Origin of the sequence: Gracilibacillus salinarum (genome assembly GCF_022919575.1) — a bacterium.
Lineage (GTDB): Bacteria > Bacillota > Bacilli > Bacillales > Amphibacillaceae > Gracilibacillus > Gracilibacillus salinarum.
Genome location: NZ_CP095071.1, coordinates 3,013,787 through 3,032,050, shown reverse-complemented (window position 1 = coordinate 3,032,050; position 18,264 = coordinate 3,013,787). Strand labels below are relative to the sequence as shown.

The 18,264-nt window shown below is 39.8% G+C and carries 14 protein-coding genes and 1 tRNA gene; 1 reads left to right on the top strand and 14 read right to left on the bottom strand.

Features of this window, described 5'->3' with window-relative positions:
• Window positions 1-364: 364 nt before the first annotated feature.
• The 6 genes from ftsH to spoIIE all read right to left on the bottom strand — a co-directional run bounded on the left by ftsH (window position 365) and on the right by spoIIE (window position 8,648).
• Complete coding sequence (gene ftsH, locus MUN87_RS14065) at window positions 365-2,329, bottom strand: ATP-dependent zinc metalloprotease FtsH (RefSeq protein ID WP_244741117.1); 1,965 nt, start codon at window positions 2,327-2,329, stop codon at window positions 365-367.
• 98 nt (window positions 2,330-2,427) lie between these two features.
• Window positions 2,428-2,973 (bottom strand): hypoxanthine phosphoribosyltransferase, encoded by a 546-nt coding sequence (hpt, locus tag MUN87_RS14060; protein ID WP_244741115.1) that lies wholly within the window; start codon window positions 2,971-2,973, stop codon window positions 2,428-2,430.
• Between the two features lie 11 nt (window positions 2,974-2,984).
• The gene (gene tilS / locus MUN87_RS14055; RefSeq protein ID WP_244741113.1) at window positions 2,985-4,391 is read right to left on the bottom strand and encodes a tRNA lysidine(34) synthetase TilS; all 1,407 of its coding nucleotides are present in this window, start codon (window positions 4,389-4,391) and stop codon (window positions 2,985-2,987) included.
• Between the two features lie 66 nt (window positions 4,392-4,457).
• The gene (gene prkT / locus MUN87_RS14050) at window positions 4,458-5,402 is read right to left on the bottom strand and encodes a serine/threonine protein kinase PrkT (RefSeq protein ID WP_244741111.1); all 945 of its coding nucleotides are present in this window, start codon (window positions 5,400-5,402) and stop codon (window positions 4,458-4,460) included.
• Complete coding sequence (locus MUN87_RS14045; RefSeq protein WP_244741109.1) at window positions 5,374-6,108, bottom strand: vWA domain-containing protein; 735 nt, start codon at window positions 6,106-6,108, stop codon at window positions 5,374-5,376. The genes prkT and MUN87_RS14045 overlap by 29 nt, the downstream gene beginning before the upstream one ends.
• An 86-nt stretch (window positions 6,109-6,194) precedes the next feature.
• Complete coding sequence (spoIIE, locus tag MUN87_RS14040; RefSeq protein WP_244741107.1) at window positions 6,195-8,648, bottom strand: stage II sporulation protein E; 2,454 nt, start codon at window positions 8,646-8,648, stop codon at window positions 6,195-6,197.
• Between the two features lie 298 nt (window positions 8,649-8,946).
• Between spoIIE and MUN87_RS14035 the strand changes: the two genes are divergently transcribed.
• A tRNA-Met gene (locus MUN87_RS14035) sits at window positions 8,947-9,020 on the top strand.
• An 893-nt stretch (window positions 9,021-9,913) separates the two neighbouring features.
• Here MUN87_RS14035 and MUN87_RS14030 read toward each other — a convergent pair.
• From MUN87_RS14030 to ptsG, 8 genes are all read right to left on the bottom strand, one after another.
• Window positions 9,914-10,324, bottom strand: a complete 411-nt coding sequence (locus tag MUN87_RS14030; protein WP_244741105.1) for a S1 domain-containing RNA-binding protein — start codon at window positions 10,322-10,324, stop codon at window positions 9,914-9,916.
• Between the two features lie 74 nt (window positions 10,325-10,398).
• Window positions 10,399-10,776: an FtsB family cell division protein gene (locus tag MUN87_RS14025; RefSeq protein WP_244741103.1), complete on the bottom strand. Its 378-nt coding sequence runs from the start codon at window positions 10,774-10,776 to the stop codon at window positions 10,399-10,401.
• 25 nt (window positions 10,777-10,801) lie between these two features.
• Window positions 10,802-11,365: a spore cortex biosynthesis protein YabQ gene (gene yabQ / locus MUN87_RS14020; RefSeq protein WP_244741101.1), complete on the bottom strand. Its 564-nt coding sequence runs from the start codon at window positions 11,363-11,365 to the stop codon at window positions 10,802-10,804.
• On the bottom strand, window positions 11,362-11,661 hold the full coding sequence (gene yabP, locus MUN87_RS14015; protein ID WP_244721780.1) for a sporulation protein YabP: 300 nt from the start codon (window positions 11,659-11,661) through the stop codon (window positions 11,362-11,364). The genes yabQ and yabP overlap by 4 nt, the downstream gene beginning before the upstream one ends.
• A gap of 70 nt (window positions 11,662-11,731) precedes the next feature.
• Window positions 11,732-11,995, bottom strand: a complete 264-nt coding sequence (locus MUN87_RS14010) for an RNA-binding S4 domain-containing protein (RefSeq protein ID WP_244741100.1) — start codon at window positions 11,993-11,995, stop codon at window positions 11,732-11,734.
• Between the two features lie 26 nt (window positions 11,996-12,021).
• Window positions 12,022-13,470 carry a bifunctional methyltransferase/pyrophosphohydrolase YabN gene (gene yabN, locus MUN87_RS14005; protein WP_244741098.1) on the bottom strand — a complete coding sequence of 483 codons (1,449 nt, stop codon included), beginning with the start codon at window positions 13,468-13,470 and terminating at the stop codon, window positions 12,022-12,024.
• Window positions 13,467-15,056: a putative polysaccharide biosynthesis protein gene (locus MUN87_RS14000; protein ID WP_244741096.1), complete on the bottom strand. Its 1,590-nt coding sequence runs from the start codon at window positions 15,054-15,056 to the stop codon at window positions 13,467-13,469. The genes yabN and MUN87_RS14000 overlap by 4 nt, the downstream gene beginning before the upstream one ends.
• A gap of 1,133 nt (window positions 15,057-16,189) precedes the next feature.
• Entirely contained in the window at window positions 16,190-18,211 is a 2,022-nt protein-coding gene (gene ptsG, locus MUN87_RS13995) for a glucose-specific PTS transporter subunit IIBC (protein ID WP_244741095.1), read from the bottom strand.
• Window positions 18,212-18,264: the final 53 nt, after the last annotated feature.

Genomic DNA, 18,264 nt, shown 5'->3' with positions numbered 1-18,264 from the left:
CTTCCTCCACAATAGTTTATTTAATATACTTATCTTCATATTGTATAGTCTTTTTGCTGTCTGCCGCAAGTTAATTGAATTTTTTCTGTGGCTTATTTTCTTTCAAAAAGGTATGGTTTGACTGTCATCCTCTACCCTCTTACTTACTCAGTATTTCCCAAGCAATAAAACTAATCACCTTCGATGTGAAATTGACGATGGAAGCGAGAAGTTTTCTGCTTGGCGTTAATTCTAAAATAGCAAAGATCACCAGGTCCTAACTAACCATCACTTCACTTATAAATAAAAGCAGTACGATGTTTATCATCATTTCCCAGGCAATGAAAAAGCAGTTCCTTGTTATGTAAGGAACTGCTTTTTTAACTTATTGTTTATCTTCGTTATCTGATGATTTATCTTCTTCTGTATTATCGTCTGTCTTCGGTTGAATATTTACTCGTACGTCAGAAGACTTGTCATCTTTCTTCTCAGATGCTTTTTCCTCACCGTCTTGTTCAGACACAACCGGGTCAGGAAGTACTCCATCTTCGAATAATGATTTAATTTGACCAGCATCCAAGGTTTCGATTTCTAGTAATGTTTGTGCCACAAGCTCTAATTTATCGCGATTTTCAGTAAGAATTTGTTTAGCACGCTCATAGCATGTTTGGATAAAGTGCTGGACTTCCTGGTCAATTTCATAGGCAATAGCATCACTGTAGTTCTGTTCACTTTGCATGTCACGGCCTAAGAAAACCTGACCATTACTGTTACCGAACTGTAAAGGTCCAATCTTATCACTCATACCATATTCCATTACCATTTTTCTTGCGATACTAGTAGCTCGCTGGAAGTCGTTGTGAGCACCTGTACTCACTTCTCCAAAGATAACTTCCTCTGCTACACGACCACCTAGTAAACCGGTAATCTTATCGAACAATTCTGGCTTCGTCATGAAATAGCGATCTTCACGAGGTAGCATAACAGCATAACCGCCAGCTTGACCACGAGGTACAATCGTTACTTTGTGAACCATATCTGCATCGTCTAATACCATACCGATAATTGTATGTCCACTTTCATGGTATGCCACAATATTACGTTCTTTCTTAGAGATAACTCTGCTTTTCTTAGCAGGTCCGGCAATAACACGATCAATAGCTTCATCAACGTCTTCCATGCCGATTTTCTGTTTATCATGTCGTGCAGCAACTAGGGCTGCTTCATTAAGTAAATTCTCTAAATCTGCACCTGAGAAACCTGGTGTACGCATGGCAATTGTTTTTAATTCCACATCGTCCGCCAATGGTTTGTCTCTCGCATGGACTTTCAATACATCTTCACGGCCTTTTAAGTCTGGACGGTCAACCGTAATCTGACGGTCAAAACGACCTGGACGTAACAATGCCGGGTCTAATATATCTGGTCTGTTTGTTGCAGCGATAATAATGATTCCTTCGTTCTCACCGAAACCATCCATTTCCACTAGTAATTGGTTCAAGGTTTGTTCACGTTCATCGTGTCCACCACCAACACCAGCACCACGCTGACGACCTACTGCATCGATCTCATCGATGAAAATAATACATGGAGCATTCTTTTTGGCGTTTTCGAACAAGTCACGTACACGTGATGCACCAACACCAACAAACATTTCAACGAAGTCCGAACCACTGATGGAGAAGAACGGAACACCCGCTTCACCGGCAACTGCTCTGGCTAATAATGTCTTACCAGTACCAGGAGGTCCTACTAATAAAACCCCTTTTGGAATTTTTGCACCGATGGTCGCAAACTTACGTGGATCTTTCAGGAAGTCCACTACTTCTACTAATTCTTGCTTTTCTTCATCCGCTCCGGCTACGTCACGGAAACGAACTTTTTTCTTTTCTTCATTGTACATTTTCGCCTTACTTTTACCAAAGTTCATTACACGGCTTCCGCCACCCTGAGCTTGGTTGAGTAAGAAGAAAAACAAAATAAATATGATAACAAATGGAATCATGGTTGTTAGAAAGGTAACCCATCCACTTGGCTGTTCCTCTTCGTAGACGTTTAATATCCCTTGATCTGAGGCTGTGTTTGTAACGTTCTCCACAATTGCAGGGCTGTCTGGGATATTTGAAATAAAGGCTTGACTATCTTCCTTCAGCTCCCCTTGAACTCGCATAACACCATTCGAAGGGCGCATTTCCATTTCTGCTATCTGATTATTCTCTAGCGCTTCATAAAATTCACTTACATTTAATTCTTCAGCCTGATTGTTTTGGCTGCTGAATACTGAAATGATCGCAATCACTGCTAAAAAGATTACGAAATAAAGTATTACATTACGTATAATCCGATTCATTGCCTACCTCCTCCCGACACGAGAAAACTATAGTAAATAGTATCATATTGAAAGTCTTTGTGACAACTAATTACAACTGAATGTTGTCTGCAACTCATTTATTTTGTTCCACCATATACTTCCGGCTTCAATATTCCGATATATGGAAGATTACGATACTTTTCCTGGTAATCCAATCCATAACCAACAACAAATTCATTAGGAACTTCAAAACCAACCATATCAGCTTTAATAGCAGCTGTTCTTCCTTCTGGTTTATCTAGAAGCGTCACGATTTTGATCGATCTTGCTTTTCGATATTTAAACAGATCTACTAAATAACTTAATGTCAGTCCGCTATCAATAATATCTTCAATAATTAGAATGTCTCGTCCTTCTACTTTTGTATCTAAGTCTTTGACGATCTTTACTTCTCCAGAAGAACGCATTTCATTTCCATAACTTGAAACATCCATGAAGTCCATCTCTAGGTGGGTATCGATAGCTCTTAAAATATCAGACATAAAAGGTAATGCCCCTTTTAACACCCCGATAGCTAGAGGAAATTTCCCTTGATACTCTTCCGTTAATTGTTCTCCAAGCTGTTTGCACTTTTCTTGAATTTGCTCTTCTGAAATTAAAACTTGCTTAATTTCATTATGCATCTTGTTGCCTCCTACTTAATTAGACTGCAATATGTTAATTCAACATACTTGCCTTGCTTTTTCGCTTTAGGTATTTCTGCTTTCTTCAGACCTGCAATCCAAAGCAATGATCCATCTGCCCCGATGATGATTGGCCAACACGCTCTTTGATAAGCTGGAATCTTTTCATCAATAAAAATATCTTTCACTTTCTTTCGGCCATTTAAACCTCGTACCTTCATACGATCACCATCTTGTCTCGTACGCACCTGCAGTGGGAATAATGCTTCACACTCAGTTGGTATATGTAAAATATGACGATCTTCAACGGATGCATCCACCCTTATCGACGCCTTTAAAGTGGCACCATCAGGTAAAACGGAGCTACCCGGAATTTCTAAAATAGGAGATTGTTCATATTGATGATCATCCTGTATTAAAAAGCGAAACCGCAACTCTTGATAGCTTTTGATCACTTGTAATGATTGAGGAAAATCAATGCTTACGTTGCTTTTTTTATGATGTAACAAAGAGAAAAAGTCTTTCTCATGTTGGAATGCAAGATCTTTCGGTATCTCTGAATAGAGATAGTTTAATATTAGATGAAAGGCTCTTCTTTGTAAAGCTATCGGGTACGCAAGAAAAACATCTATAGTAAAAAATACCCCATTCTCCTCAAAACTAACAACTTCTTTCAACATTTTATCCGCTTCTTGCTTAAGGTATTCCTGGTCTTCCGAAATACGTTCGGTTAATTGTTGTACATGTTGATGAATGTGCTCATTCTGCTGTTTCATATACGGCAAGACATATTTACGAAAGAAATTGCGTGTGTATACCGTAGAATGGTTTGAAGGGTCTTCTCTCGGAGTAATGCCGCGGTCTTCACATTGCTGATAGATTTCCGCTTTCGATAAACATAGAAAAGGTCTAACTATATACCCCGTGGCAAACCTTCTTTTTACAGGTATTCCAGTTAGAGCAGCCGGATTTGTCTGACGGGCCAGTTTCATCATGATAGTCTCTACCTGATCATCACCGTGATGGGCTAATGCCAGATAATCGGCTTCGATCTCCTCCATCACTTCTTGAAAAGCCTGATAACGTAAGGTCCTGGCCGCTTCCTGTGTACCTTCTTTATGAGAAACCTTCCTGCCTATTACATCTACCTGCTTTGCAATAAAAGGAATATCCCATTCCTTACAGATACGCTCTACATACTGTAGATCTTCTCTCGATTCTTCACCACGCAAACCATGATCGATCGACATTGCAACCAAATTCAATCCCCATTCTCGCTGCCACTCGTTCATACAATGAAGTAATAACAGGGAATCGGCGCCACCTGACACACCGACTAATACAGTTGCTTTGTTATGTATTAGCTGATGCCTCTTGATAAAAGGGATTACTTTATCGTCAAGGCGAATCTTTTTCAATCACCACCACCCCATCCAATCTCTTTTACATTATTTTAACATATTATGATAGATAAAACCGTTATATCACATAAATAATGTGACATAAAGATAACAAATACCTCCAACTGTTAAGATGCTGCCAATTTCTAAAAATGGATAGTACGTGTCCTCTGAAAAGCTGGTTTGGTTTCTTTTACCACGATGATCCTGCTTTGCTCGACGACTGGCGAAATAAGTTAACAAATATTTTTTGACTTGCTCGGCTTCTTGCATCGATCCGTTCGTCATCATGATTAACAGTTTTCGCAACGGTTCGATATCGACAGCTTGATGAATTTTTTGCTGTAACGTTTTTTTAGGATTATTGCCTTTCGTAAAACCATTTGGATAATAGACCCTTAGGACAACCATTGCGAGTGCAAACAGATCATAGCCTGGATCTGCTTTGCGTGTGCCGCATTGCCAATAGGCCCTGTCATAAAATTCGGTATATTCTTTTATTGCTCTTCCTTGCAACGTTGTGCCACCAACATCTACCCAACGTAATTGAACGGGTTTACGAGAGACAATCAGATTCTCTATTTTTAAATCACCGAATACATAGCCTTGTTTGTGCAATACGTGTAAATCCTTTGTGAAGCCAATTAATAATGAAATGAGCCATTCATGCCCATTCCGTCTGAGGAACTCGTGTACAGACTCCCCTGAGATATATTCCATGACATAAAAGGAATACGTATAGCCATTTGTTGCCTGATAATCGTCTACATCTATTAAAGAAGGCCCAAGGTGGTAACCTTGAACCGATTGAAAAGATTTAAGTACGTTGACCTCAGAACTAATCGAAGTGCTTTGCTTGCTAATTTTTAATGCCACTTGTTTATTTTGATGGACACAAAGATAAACGGCACCAATCGCACCACTTCCAAGCTTTTTCACAACATGATATTGCTGATGGTGCCATTTACCTTTAATCAGTTGTCCTTTTTTTAAAGCAATATCAGGCTTCTTCGATGTTTGAGTAATCATCGTCCATAAATCTCCTTCTCAGCGTCTTCTTGCCGAATTGATACATGGCGTCTTTCAACGCAGGACCTGTTGGGGTAATTCCCCCGCTAGATATTTTAGCAAAAATGGAAGAAATGGAATCTAGCCTTGATGTCCAATCTACTAATTGATGGGTTGGTTTCTTTCTGCCTGGGAACTGATAGACAGAAAAACGACTTCGCCCGATCCTTGCATTCATACTGATCGACAAATCTATCAGCGCTTCTTGCACCGTTGGTAATTTATTCGTCATACTGGCGCTGGTGTCCACTAAAACGAGAACTTCGAGATCACACGTTTCTCCTAATTCATCCACGACTTCCATCACTTCACCGCGCTGTTCAGGCGGCAATTCTTCCATTGTTTTCTCACTGCCGAGTATTTGTTTAAGCTCTTTATTGACAACGCCTTGTAGGGTTTCGGTCATTGCTTGTTTGGTAACGGTTTGAACAGTCTGTGTTAAAGCTTCCTGATAAACGATTTGACTGACACCTTGTCCATTGCTCGCAATATCTTCTACTTCACTTAATCCTTCCGGCTGTTCAGAATGATCATCTTCTAGAATTCCAATGACATTAACGGTAATGCCCTGCTCTGCTACTAAACTGGCAACAAGTGCCGGATCTTCACCTTGATTAGAACAACCGTCTGTGATTAATAGAATTTGTTTAAGAGTGCCTGTTTTCATCACATTTTCCTCCTATTATTGGTAACTATTTATTCTTCAGTTTCGCCAATAACAGGATGGATTATACCTGCCCTTTCTCTATCATTTTAACTAATATACTCTCTTTCAAAATTGCTAAAAGAGCGGATCGGCGCCCATTGCGGCTGATTTTCTTTAATCTGTGCAACCAACACCGTCATATCATCATCAATTTCACCACGCTGTGTTCGAATCACTTCCTCTAGTAATAAATCTGCCATCTCTTGTGGTTCTTTTGTATCCATTTCGATCAGTTTGCGCTTTAACCATAAATCGACATTCTCAATATGTTTAGGACCTTCAAAGATTCCATCGCTCATCATAATCAGGAAATCTCCAGCCTTTAACTGCGTACTAACCACCTCAACATCCATTTCTTTAATAATACCGATCGGCAGATTACTAGCCTCCACCGTTTCCACTTCATCATTTCTCAATATAAAGCTGGGGGTTGAGCCTACTTTGAGAAATTGAACAACGGCCTTATGCAAGTCAACCATTGCCAAATCAAGCGTTGCGTATATTTCCTCATTTGTCCGTAACGCAAGAATAGAGTTTATCGACTTGATCGCAACCTGTTCATGCAAGCCGGATTCTAATATTTGCTGTAACAGGCGCAATGTTTCCGTGCTCTCTTCATGTGCACGATCACCGTTACCCATACCATCACTGATAGCTAATGCATATTTACCTGCACCAAGATCCATCGATTTGTAACTGTCTCCCGATACTAACCCGCCGCCTTTTGCTGCATGAGCCACTCCTGTTTGAATCACATATTTTCGCGCTGATCCAAAAGTAAAGAAGCTATGTCCCCTTGCTAGTGGAGAAAGATCTTCTGTTACAACAATAATTGTTTCGTTCAAAATATCAGATAATATTGGGGCAATGAGCTTCGCTGCTTCGCCATGATATTCCTGGAATGTGATCACCATCTCAATATCTGTATTACCTTTTTCCAAACTGTATATATCCAGCTTCTCTAACTCGATGCCAATATGTTTCAGCGCTGCTACGATTTCAATTTCCTGTTGTTCATGGTTCTCTTTTTCCTTGAGAATTTCGTTAGCAAAGTTCTCCATTACCTCCGATACGCCTTGCAGCTGATCTGCCACAAATCGGCGGCTCTCCAATACTTGTTTCTTTAATTGTTTATTCGCTTGGAAAAAGGAGAGCTCTTGCTGCATCGTATCCATTACTTTCCGAGACTTAATACAATGATTTTCAAATTGTCGATTGGTTATATTGTTAAGTTGATCATCTGTTTCCAGCTGGTCCTTCACATCTCTCATCAACTGATAGGTCTTATCAAATTGCTGTACCCAGCACGTCTCTTTCTTGAAGCATGTCTGGCAGGTTTTTTCCGTAACATTACTTAGATAATAGTCAACTTCTAGATCTTGCTCCTGCCACTGACTGGATTCCGTCTGAAAGCTTCGCGACAATGCCTTAAATACATTGGAGAAGCGCTCGACACGATGGGCAGTGACGTTGCGAACCTTCTGCAGATACTGCTCCTGCTCTTGCGTATGTTCGACCGTTCCAGGAATATATCTGGCTACCTGTTTGATGAATTTACTTGGGGTTATTATAAACAGCAAGATGGCGAATGCTGACTCCATCATAGCGACAGTTAAATAGGAAAAAGACTCTCCATATAAACTGATTAGCAGTGTACTAATCAATAACCCGACACTAACTGCTAGTTTTCCGCCTTCTTTTAACAGACCGCCCAAAAGACCAGAGAAAGCTAACAAGCTCATTTGATACATGTTCGCAATATTAGCAAGGCTTAATATCAATCCTGCCACTACCCCTACGGTGGATCCTATCGCCGCTCCACCTATGAGTGAAAGAATTAACACTAAATACCGCGCCATTATTTGCTCCATTTGAGCTCCATATATTTCAACTCCCATTACACCGGTGAGAATGGAAGCTAATAAAATAATAAAACAAACAATTTCTTCATTTTTTAAGATCGGTTTGTATCGTTTTGGTGATAATAGAGGGATACTTTGCATAAAGATAAGTAACAGCACTGCTGCAAGTACACCTTCCACTAATGCAATCACCCATTCTAAATAGGTAAGCTGCGTCGTCATCGCGAAAAGACTGACACGCGGAATACTTGCTGCTAAGAATACAAAGACTGGCAGTATTCTCTCGACTTTTTTGGATTGATAAAGAAAGAGAGAGAAAATCATTAATAATGCAACTGATAGAAAGATATAGAAGCTGTGGGAAAGGCCATATGTAACTGCCCCTAATAGTGAAAAAGTAATCACGGGTAGTACCTTATCACGACGCAAAAACCATACAGAAGCTACGAAAGCTATAACAAATGGGGAAAGAGTCGACAAGATAACAGCTCGTCCAAGTAAAAAACCGATGAAGCAAATTAATAATCCTTTCTCGAACAGAAGGGTTGTACATTGTTTTGCAAACTTCTTTCGCCAATTGGAGGCCATTGATTTACCCGAAAAAAAAGATTTTGGTTTATTCTCCGTATATGTGTTCATTCTATCACTCCTCTGCCCATATTAAATCACACCTCGTTTTGAAATTTTGTCAAAACAAGGAAGATGCCGTTCTAAAAAGTTCGACGCTATTTTTATTATATTGGGCAATCCGACATTTTCTCCCTTCCATTATCCGTTATTCTCTTCCTATTCATGACAGACCTTGTTGATAGAGAACAATAATCATCGAGAACTTTATGTTCTAACAGAAATTTTAAAATAATTGTTGACAGATTGCCTAAGCTGTTGTATTATATTTTTTGTGTCTTTCAAAAGAAGGACAGGCAATTTCATCTATGGCGGTGTAGCTCAGCTGGCTAGAGCGTACGGTTCATACCCGTGAGGTCGTGGGTTCGATTCCCTCCGCCGCTATCAACTATTAAAAGACTTGGTCATTGACCAAGTCTTTTTTTTAGTCACGAAAGTAATCATATGAAACATGAAGTTGAGTTCCTGTAATATGGATTATGTTAACTAAGGATGTATGGCAAAACGTTCATTTTGAAATATTTTATCTGCGTTGCAAAGCTCCGGAAATAGGCTCCGCGTCCTGTGGCACGACTTCAGCTAGGCCACTACCTGAAAAGCTTCTTTGCTGCCTTGTGCCGAGGAAGCTCACTTCGAAGCGGTACTTGCAGACGCAGGCACAAATGAAATGGAACTTCAGCTCGCGCTGATTCCACGGGAGTCTCCGCCTATTTCCTACGCTTTAGGGAAGTGCTACAACGTATGGAACAGCAAAAAGCAGTGGTTCTAAGCATTTTTCAATAGCTATTATATATGCATACGATCAATATACTAGCTCTTACAAAAATTGTAGAGCCCCCATCCTAGCGTAGGCCAACCACGGAGACTCCCGCGGGATTGTGCAGGTGCTGGAGATCCACTTTGTGAAGCGACCTTCTTCACAAAGTTAGCTCCAGCCGTGCCCCGCAGGACGCGGAGTGGTTGGACGGAGCGGTATCCTAGCTCATTAAATATTTCAATATGGATGCTTGGCAGCGATGGCTAGTTGACATAATCCATATTATAGGTAGTTATATAAAATTTATATCAAATAGGACCGGGCGGTTTATGCCCGGTTTTTCTTAGTGTATCCTCTTAAGTAGAACTATGCTGAACCATTCATTTTCACCATAATCTGTTGCGCTGAATCACTATCGTGGCATATAAAAAAACTACCGACGAAACATCGGTAGTTTTTTCGAAAATATATAGTTACGAGGCACATCCGTCTTCTCTACTTATTCATAGACAGCAAGTATTTACCCTTTTCTCGCCCCTCGTCCTCCACGTTTTGATTCTGTATGCTTTTTAAGCGTCGCTAAGCGATCTTCAGAATCTTTTAAGAAACGATTCATTTTTTGTTCGAATGATTCGCCTCTGTCGCGGTTATTTTTTGGATTGCCTTGATGTTTACGACGATTGGATGGGGCTGGATTATCCTTCGCCTTTTTAATTGACAAACCAATCTTTCCATCTTCTTCTACATTAAGAACTTTGACTGTGACTTCATCGCCAACAGTTAGGTGCTCATTAATGTCTTTAACATAATTATCGGCAACTTCACTAATGTGAACCAAACCAGTCTTACCTCCTGGTAATTCGATGAACGCTCCAAAATTAGTGATACCAGTTACCTTTCCCTGCAACTTGCTGCCTACTTCGATTGACATAAAAAAATTGCTCCTCCTTAAAATTTAAAAAAAATATCCTACAGTTATATTATAGCCATGCACGTAAAACGGTGTCAATAAGATGGATCCTCTTCAGGCAATTTAAAGACAATCTCACCCTCTTCAGTAAAGAAATAATTCGTTTTGGCTATTTGTAATAAATATTCTTCATCATTTAATAATTCGATTTCTTCTTGCAGTTTCTTCTCTTTTGTTTGCATCGTCGTTAATTCGTCTGACAGATCCGTGTATTCCTGCTTCATATCATGGTATGTCGTACGCTGGTTTATATGATAAGTCGTTAAAAAGATCATAGTAATGGCCATCACTGCTCCAAATAACATCAACCTGCGATATAATTTCTTCTTTCTGCGAATTTGCCGTTTCATTTGTGCATCATGTTGTTCAATAAATGCTTCGTTAATACGGGATACATTATTGCGTTTGGCCATACTATTCTGCCTCCTTTAGCAAGAATTAGTCTTTGTTTTTTATTTTACTATATAATTTAGAAAAAGGATGTAGATATTTTTTCGCATTTTTCGGAAGAAGTTTTTCAACAAGAGAAAAAACCATCCGGAACGGCCATGCCAGTATACTGAATAAAGCAACTAACACAAATACAATTGCTTGATAGAGCTTGGTCACACAAATAATCACGACTGACACAATAAAAAAGATCGGTTTCACCAACAGGATCTCTATGGTGCGATATATAAAATGATATATTCGCTTAATTGCTCCGATGATACTATCGAGAACGCGACTGAACAGCCCCTCAAACAAGCTTTTAAACATGGCATAACCACAAAGCACCGCCAAGAAAATATAGAACCGCAGTATGCCCTCATTTACCCAAAACAAGACAAAATAGATGACCACTGCCTGAATCAGCCAAAATAACAATTCAAGGACATACTTCCATATTATGCTCGAACGCCACAATTGTGCCATCCGTTTAAAGGTATAGTAGCTTGCCCCTAAATACACACCGGATAACACCATTGTTATCATGGTCAAAAATTGTGTGCTTAACGTCATTTGAATAGCTTGCTAAACAATCCTTTAGCTTTCTCCCCATGTTGCTCGTCCAAATAAGAAAGCTCATAAATCTTCCCTTTGATCGAAACATGACCAGATTCTACGTCAAGATTTTTCATCTGCAAGTTATCGCCGCGGATCACTAAATATCCCATTACCGTCTGCAAAAGAAATTCTTCACTGTCGAAGCTGTCTACTTCTTTTACACCGTCTATTTCTAATAGACGTCGATTGATCATTTTGACATTATGCTCCATTTGAGGTGCTGGCATTGATTTTTTGTCATAGTAATTCATCTAATATTCCCTCCCTTTATCCATCACTAATATATGAATAAAGGGACAAGTTTAGAACTATGCCAGTTAACTATTCTGCCTTAATATATTCTTCTTGCTTAATGGTATATAACTCACTAGCTTCGTCTTTTTTTACAGTTTCTTTTAAAGCGTCTATCTCGATTGTTAATAGTTTCTGACCAAATTGTATCTTCAGTTCATCGCCAACTACGATATTAGTCGCCGCTTTTGCCTTGCTGCCATTGACAATAATTCTGCCTTGATCTGCTATTTCTTTCGCTAATGTACGTCTCTTTATTAATCGAGAAACTTTTAAGAACTTATCCAATCGCATAGATTAATTCCCTTCCTCTACTTTCATTAATTATCAAATTGCTTTGCCTCTTCCCAAAACTCGTCCAATTCCGCTAACGTATAGGAATCCCAATCTTTTTCACTTTCGTTAACTTTTGACTCTACGAATTGGAAACGATTAATAAATTTTTGATTAGTCCGCATTAAAGCAATTTCTGGATTAATCTTATAATATCTTCCTAAGTTAATCATTGCAAATAGTATATCTCCAAATTCTTTTTCCCGCTCAACATGAGATGATAATCTCTCTGTTGCTTTAAACTCTTCCAACTCCTCGTAAACCTTCTCCCAGATAGGTTCTACCTCTTTCCAGTCAAAGCCTACTTTAGCAGCCTGCTTCTGGATTTCTTCCGCCAAAAGATTGGCAGGCATACCTTTATTCAACTGCTGCAGTATGGTTTCTTCCCCTTTTTCCTGCTTTTTAATAGACTGCCAATTATCCATAACATCGTCTTCATCACGGACTACGACATCACCAAATACATGTGGATGCCTGCGAATCATTTTTTCCGTAATACTATATATTACGTCATCGATGGTAAAAAATCCTGCCTCTTCTCCAATTTCACTATGTAACATAATTTGTAACAGCACATCACCTAGTTCTTCAGCTACTGCTTCATCATCTTCTCTATCAATTGCTTCAAGTACTTCATATGTCTCTTCCACTAAATATTTTTTTAATGTTTGATGCGTCTGTTTTCGGTCCCACGGACAGCCTTCGGGACTTCGCAACGTGGCAATAATATCTTTCAATTGATAGAACTGATGATGCAGTAATGTCTTGTCGACAGGTGGCAGATAGACACTCGTTAAATTACTAAGTTTCATTTGCTGATCTAATTCGACAAGTGGAATTTGGATTACTGATTCCTGCTCACTTCCCACTGCTTCTGCAATATATATCGGATATTCCGGCGGTAAATCTTCGAGCAATGTTAATTTTACTTCCGAAGCAATGAATGCATCATACACCTGACAAAATACGATATGCTGACTTAGCTGTAATTGACGACGTTCAAAGGAGGTGGCATCCAGAAATTGAAAGCCTTCTATCGGATCGATCTTTAATGCAGAAAACAAGTCATCCAGGAAGCTCTGACCACCAACGATCCTCACCTCAATATCTGTATCATTTAATAGGAGCTGTACGGTCTGTTCGGCCAACATTGGGTGCCCAGGCACAGCATAGAGTACGTTTCCGTCTGCTGTTGCCTTTTCTTTTAAAGTACTAGCTATTTCCTTGTAGACCGCCTCAAATTGATCATATTTTTCATAAACTGTATCGAATGATTGAAATGAGACCGCTTCTTCCCGTAATGAGTCAATGACAGGATGGTCTATGGTTCTTACATAACAGTTTATTTCACTATTTGTCAGTTTTCGATAAATACCTAACGGCAACTGGTTAATATCGCCAGCACCAAGGCCAATAACTTCAATCAATGGTTTCATTGTTTACGCTCCATTCCTTTCTTCCATCTCTCTGGAATTGGTAATACTGCTAATTCCTGATTCGTGATAAATTTCCATTTTACAATAAGGAAAAGATACACGAACAAACCCGCTATAACACTAAATAAAACAAAACAAAGTAATGAGAATCTTTCTTCAAGTGTTGTAAAAAGTGTGATTAACTGTTTGACCGCGAGTATGATAATGGCCATCAGACCGCCTGCAGCAATCAGTTTAAGCCATGGCAGCACCAGTAGTCGTTCTCCCTTTAACAAGTATTTCAAAAAGGAGAAATTGCAGATAAAAATAAGAAAAACCGTAACTACCGTTGCTACAGCCCCTCCTGTTATACCGATTTGTGGTATAAAAAGGTGATTAAGCAACACTTTGATCCATAAGCCGACAAATAAGATAATTGCTGTCCATTTCATATAACCAAAACTTTGCAAGGTGGAAGCAACGGTAATGATCAGACAAGTAAATAACAAGGATAAAGACAGCAACCTGAGACTAGCTGTCCCTGCCTGATTTTGAAATAATAATTGATTGATTTCAGGAAATAGAACAATCAATCCTATTGTTGCCCCTACAGATAACAAGACACAGTATTTTAATGTCATTCGCACCTTATCAATCGTTTCATCTTTATGGAGCTGCCAGCTCGTCCTTGAAACTTGCGGCACAAGTGCCATTGCAAAAGAAGACCCTACCACAGTCACCAATTGCAATAAAGGCTGACCTCTATCAAAAATTCCTTTTGTAGCAGTAGATGCTGTCAATGTTTGCCCGTAATCCATCAAGCCTTGTACGATCGTGAAGGCATCCGCAAGCTGTAATAGTAATAAGAGCATATGGTTAAGGCTGATGACAATTCCCGCCCCAATTATTTTTCCCATCAATGTTATCAGGGACACATCCGGAACGAAGGAAATATTGCTTTTGATTTTTTTCTTTTTTTGTTTCCTATATACATACATAAAGAGACTGGATGCACTTAGTGCGAGCACGCTGGCAATCATTGCGCCAAATGATATATCGTAGACATCCATACTTCGGTTATAGATTAGAATGGCTGCACAAATAATAACGAACGCTCGTATTAGCTGTTCAATCATTTGTGAATAAGCAATGGACTCCATCATTTGTTCAGACTGTGCAATTCCTCTCCATAATGCAACAAAAGGGACAAACAAAAAAACCCAAGCCGTATGGCGAATGGATGCTGCTAACTCCTTATCCCCCATCCATTCCGCCAGCAACGGACTAAACAGATACAATAGCAGGAACAGCAACACCGAAAATAGTAACATAGCCAAAAAAAAGGCGGGATATACTTGCTTATCCTTGTATCGACCACGCTCTGCCAAATACCCTGAAATCGCAGACGGAAAGCCATATAGCGCCAGCATAAAAGCAATCCCTAAAATAGGATAGATTTGCTGATAAATATAGAAGCCGATATCTCCGGTTAAATTTTGCAACGGTATCCGGTAAAAGGCACTGATCACCTTACTAACCAACCCAGCTGTTACTAAAGCAAAAGCTCCTTTATAAAGCTGTTTATTTGAACGATTTTCATTCTTCATTATTTACTTCCTTCAGTCACTTAATTCCCTGTCATTATAACACAGCCAAAAGGAAATGACTGTATAATCAGGCGTCCTAGATTAAGTAGTGCTGGTACTTATGATATATTGCAGAATATTATCAGCAGAAAATTGATCATAGCCACATAAGAGAATCTATATTATAAAGGTGTAGTAGAACAAAGGCGCAAGCGCCCGTTTAGAGACGTAGCGAGTGGAGCGAATCAACTGAGATAAAGGAATCACGGTGAGCTTGCGAATCGATGATGACTTATCGTAGGGCGATTTCGCGAAGTCGCCTAGTCTTTGGGCGCTGGAGCCGGACGTGGCCGTTTCTGTCAGCGAACATCATATAGCCCAAAATTTATACTTTCTTGACTCACTAAGAAAAACCGGACATAACCCACCCGGTCCTAGTTGACTTCATTAATAAACAACTTCCTATAATATGGATTATGTTAACTAGCCATCGCTAGCCAAGCAGCCATATTGAGATATTTAATGTGCTAGGATACCGCTTCGGCCAACCACTCCGCGTCCTGGGGGCACGGCTGAAGCTAACTTTGTGAAGAAGATCGCTTCACAAAGTGGATCTTCAGCGCCTGCATAATCCCGCGGGAGTCTACGTGGTTGGCCTTCGCTAGGATTGGGACTCTACAATTTTTGTAAGAGCTAGCATAGTGATCGTATGCATATATAATAGCTATTGAAAATTGTCTAGAACCACTGCTTTTTGCAGTTACATAAGTTGTAGCACTTCCCTTGCGTAGGAAATAGGCGGAGACTCCTCATGCCTCAGCGCGAGCTGAAGATCCACTTAGTCTGTGCCTGTGTCTGCAAGAATCGCTTCGAAGTGGGCTTCCTCGGCACAAGGCAGCACAGAAGCTGTTCGAGTAGTAGCCTAGCTGAAGCCGTGCCCACAGGACGCGGAGCCTATTTCCGGAGCTTTGCTAAGCAGATAATCTATATCAAAATGATCATTTGGCAATACAGCCTTTGTTGACATAATCCATATTATAAGAATCCTTTTTACTTTTTAAATCTTAGCTCGCTAGTGAAAATGATTATACACTTTTCTAGTCTTATAAAGCAAAAACCTCCAGAGATGCGATTATCCCAGGAGGTTTTGGTTTTTATTGATTAATTTGAAAGATGTTTGTATCTTCTTTTTTAATGTTTCCTGACGCGTTTAGCTGAATAGACTGACCTTCAGCTAAGTTGGTGAAGATAACAGGTGTTACGGTAGAAGGTGCATTGTTGCTGATGTAGTCTAAATCAACTTCCATCAATACTTGACCTTGTTTGATCTCTTGCCCTTCTTCTGCTTTCGCTGTAAAGCCTTCACCTTTCAGATTGACTGTATCGATACCGATATGAATAAGAATTTCTGTACCATTATCCGCCTCAATACCAATCGCATGCTTCGTCGGGAAGATGTTGATGATTTTACCGTTTACCGGCGAAACAATCTCACCATTAGACGGCTTAATAGCAAAACCATCACCCATCATTTTCTGTGAAAATACTTGATCCGGCACTTCAGATAAAGGCATTACTTCCCCTTCCATCGGACTGACGAAATCAAGATCACCAGCTGTTACATCAGTAGCAACGCCATTATTTTCTTCTTTAGCGTCCGCTTTTACCGGCGTTTTTCCATCCATAATATCTTGCATTTGACCTCTGATGGTATCAGAAGATGGACCATAAATCGCCTGAATGTTGTTACCAACTTCCATAACTCCTGATGCACCTAATTGTTTTAATCGATTTTTGTTTACTTTACCTTTGTCGCCAACACTTACACGTAAACGAGTGATACAAGCATCAAGGTTGGTAATGTTGTCTTTTCCACCCATCGCTTCTAGTATTTCATAAGGTCGGTCATCTACCTCGCCCTCTTCTTCCGCATCTGCTGCTTCATCTTCACGACCTGGAGTAGCCAAGTTGAATTTCTGAATAGCAAAACGGAAACCGAAGTAGTAAATCACTGCGAACACTAAACCAACGATGATGACCCACCACCAGTCGGTACGGTTAGGCATAACACCGAACAGGATAAAGTCAATCAGACCACCTGAGAACGTCATACCGATTTTGACATCTAATAAATACATCGTCATAAATGATAAACCGGCGAAAACCGCGTGAATACCAAATAATACTGGTGCTACGAATAAGAATGAGAATTCTAACGGCTCTGTAATACCTGTTAAGAAAGAAGTTAATGCCGCAGAGAACATGATCCCTCCAACCACTTTCTTACGCTCAGGTTTTGCCGTATGATAAATTGCTAATGCTGCCGCTGGTAAACCAAACATCATAAACGGGAACTTACCAGTCATAAAGTTACCTGCTGTAAAATCAACACCATCTTTTAATTGTTCGAAGAAGATCGTTTGATCCCCACGAATAATTTCTCCTGCTGCATTTGTATAAGAACCAAATTCAAACCAGAATGGTGAATAGAAAATGTGGTGCAAGCCAAATGGAATTAACGAACGCTCGATTACACCAAATACGAATGTTGAAAGCGTTCTGTTTGTTTCAAGCATAAAATGAGAAACTGCGTTTAAACCATTTTGTGCAAATGGCCAAACAAGGAACATTACAATACCTAAAATTAACGCAGAAAACGCAGTAATAATTGGTACGAAACGTTTACCTGCAAAGAAACCTAGAAACTGTGGCATTTCTATATCAAAGTACCTGTTATACATATAGGCGGCCAGTATACCGACTATAATACCACCGAACACACCGGTTTGCAGTGTAGGAACACCTAAGACACTCGCATAGGCAGGCTCGGAAGTCATTTCCATTGTTATATCTCCGAATACGCCCATTGTTACGTTCATAATTAAGTAACCTATAATAGCTGCGAGCCCGGCTACACCATCACCTTTAGCTAAACCGATAGCTACACCCACCGCAAATAGTAACGGCAAGTTATCAAAGACAATACCGCCTGCTTCAGACATTACCTCTAACACTTTTTGAACAGTGGCATTTCCGAACCATGGGAACTTCTCTACCCATTGGTCTTGAGCAAAGCTCGTACCAAATGCCATTAAGATACCAGCTGCTGGTAATAAGGCTACTGGTAACATTAACGCTTTCCCTACTTTTTGTAGAGTACCAAATATATTGGACATTGTATTTCCTCCTCTGAAAATATTTATGTCGTGCAACAGCTTACACAACCGTT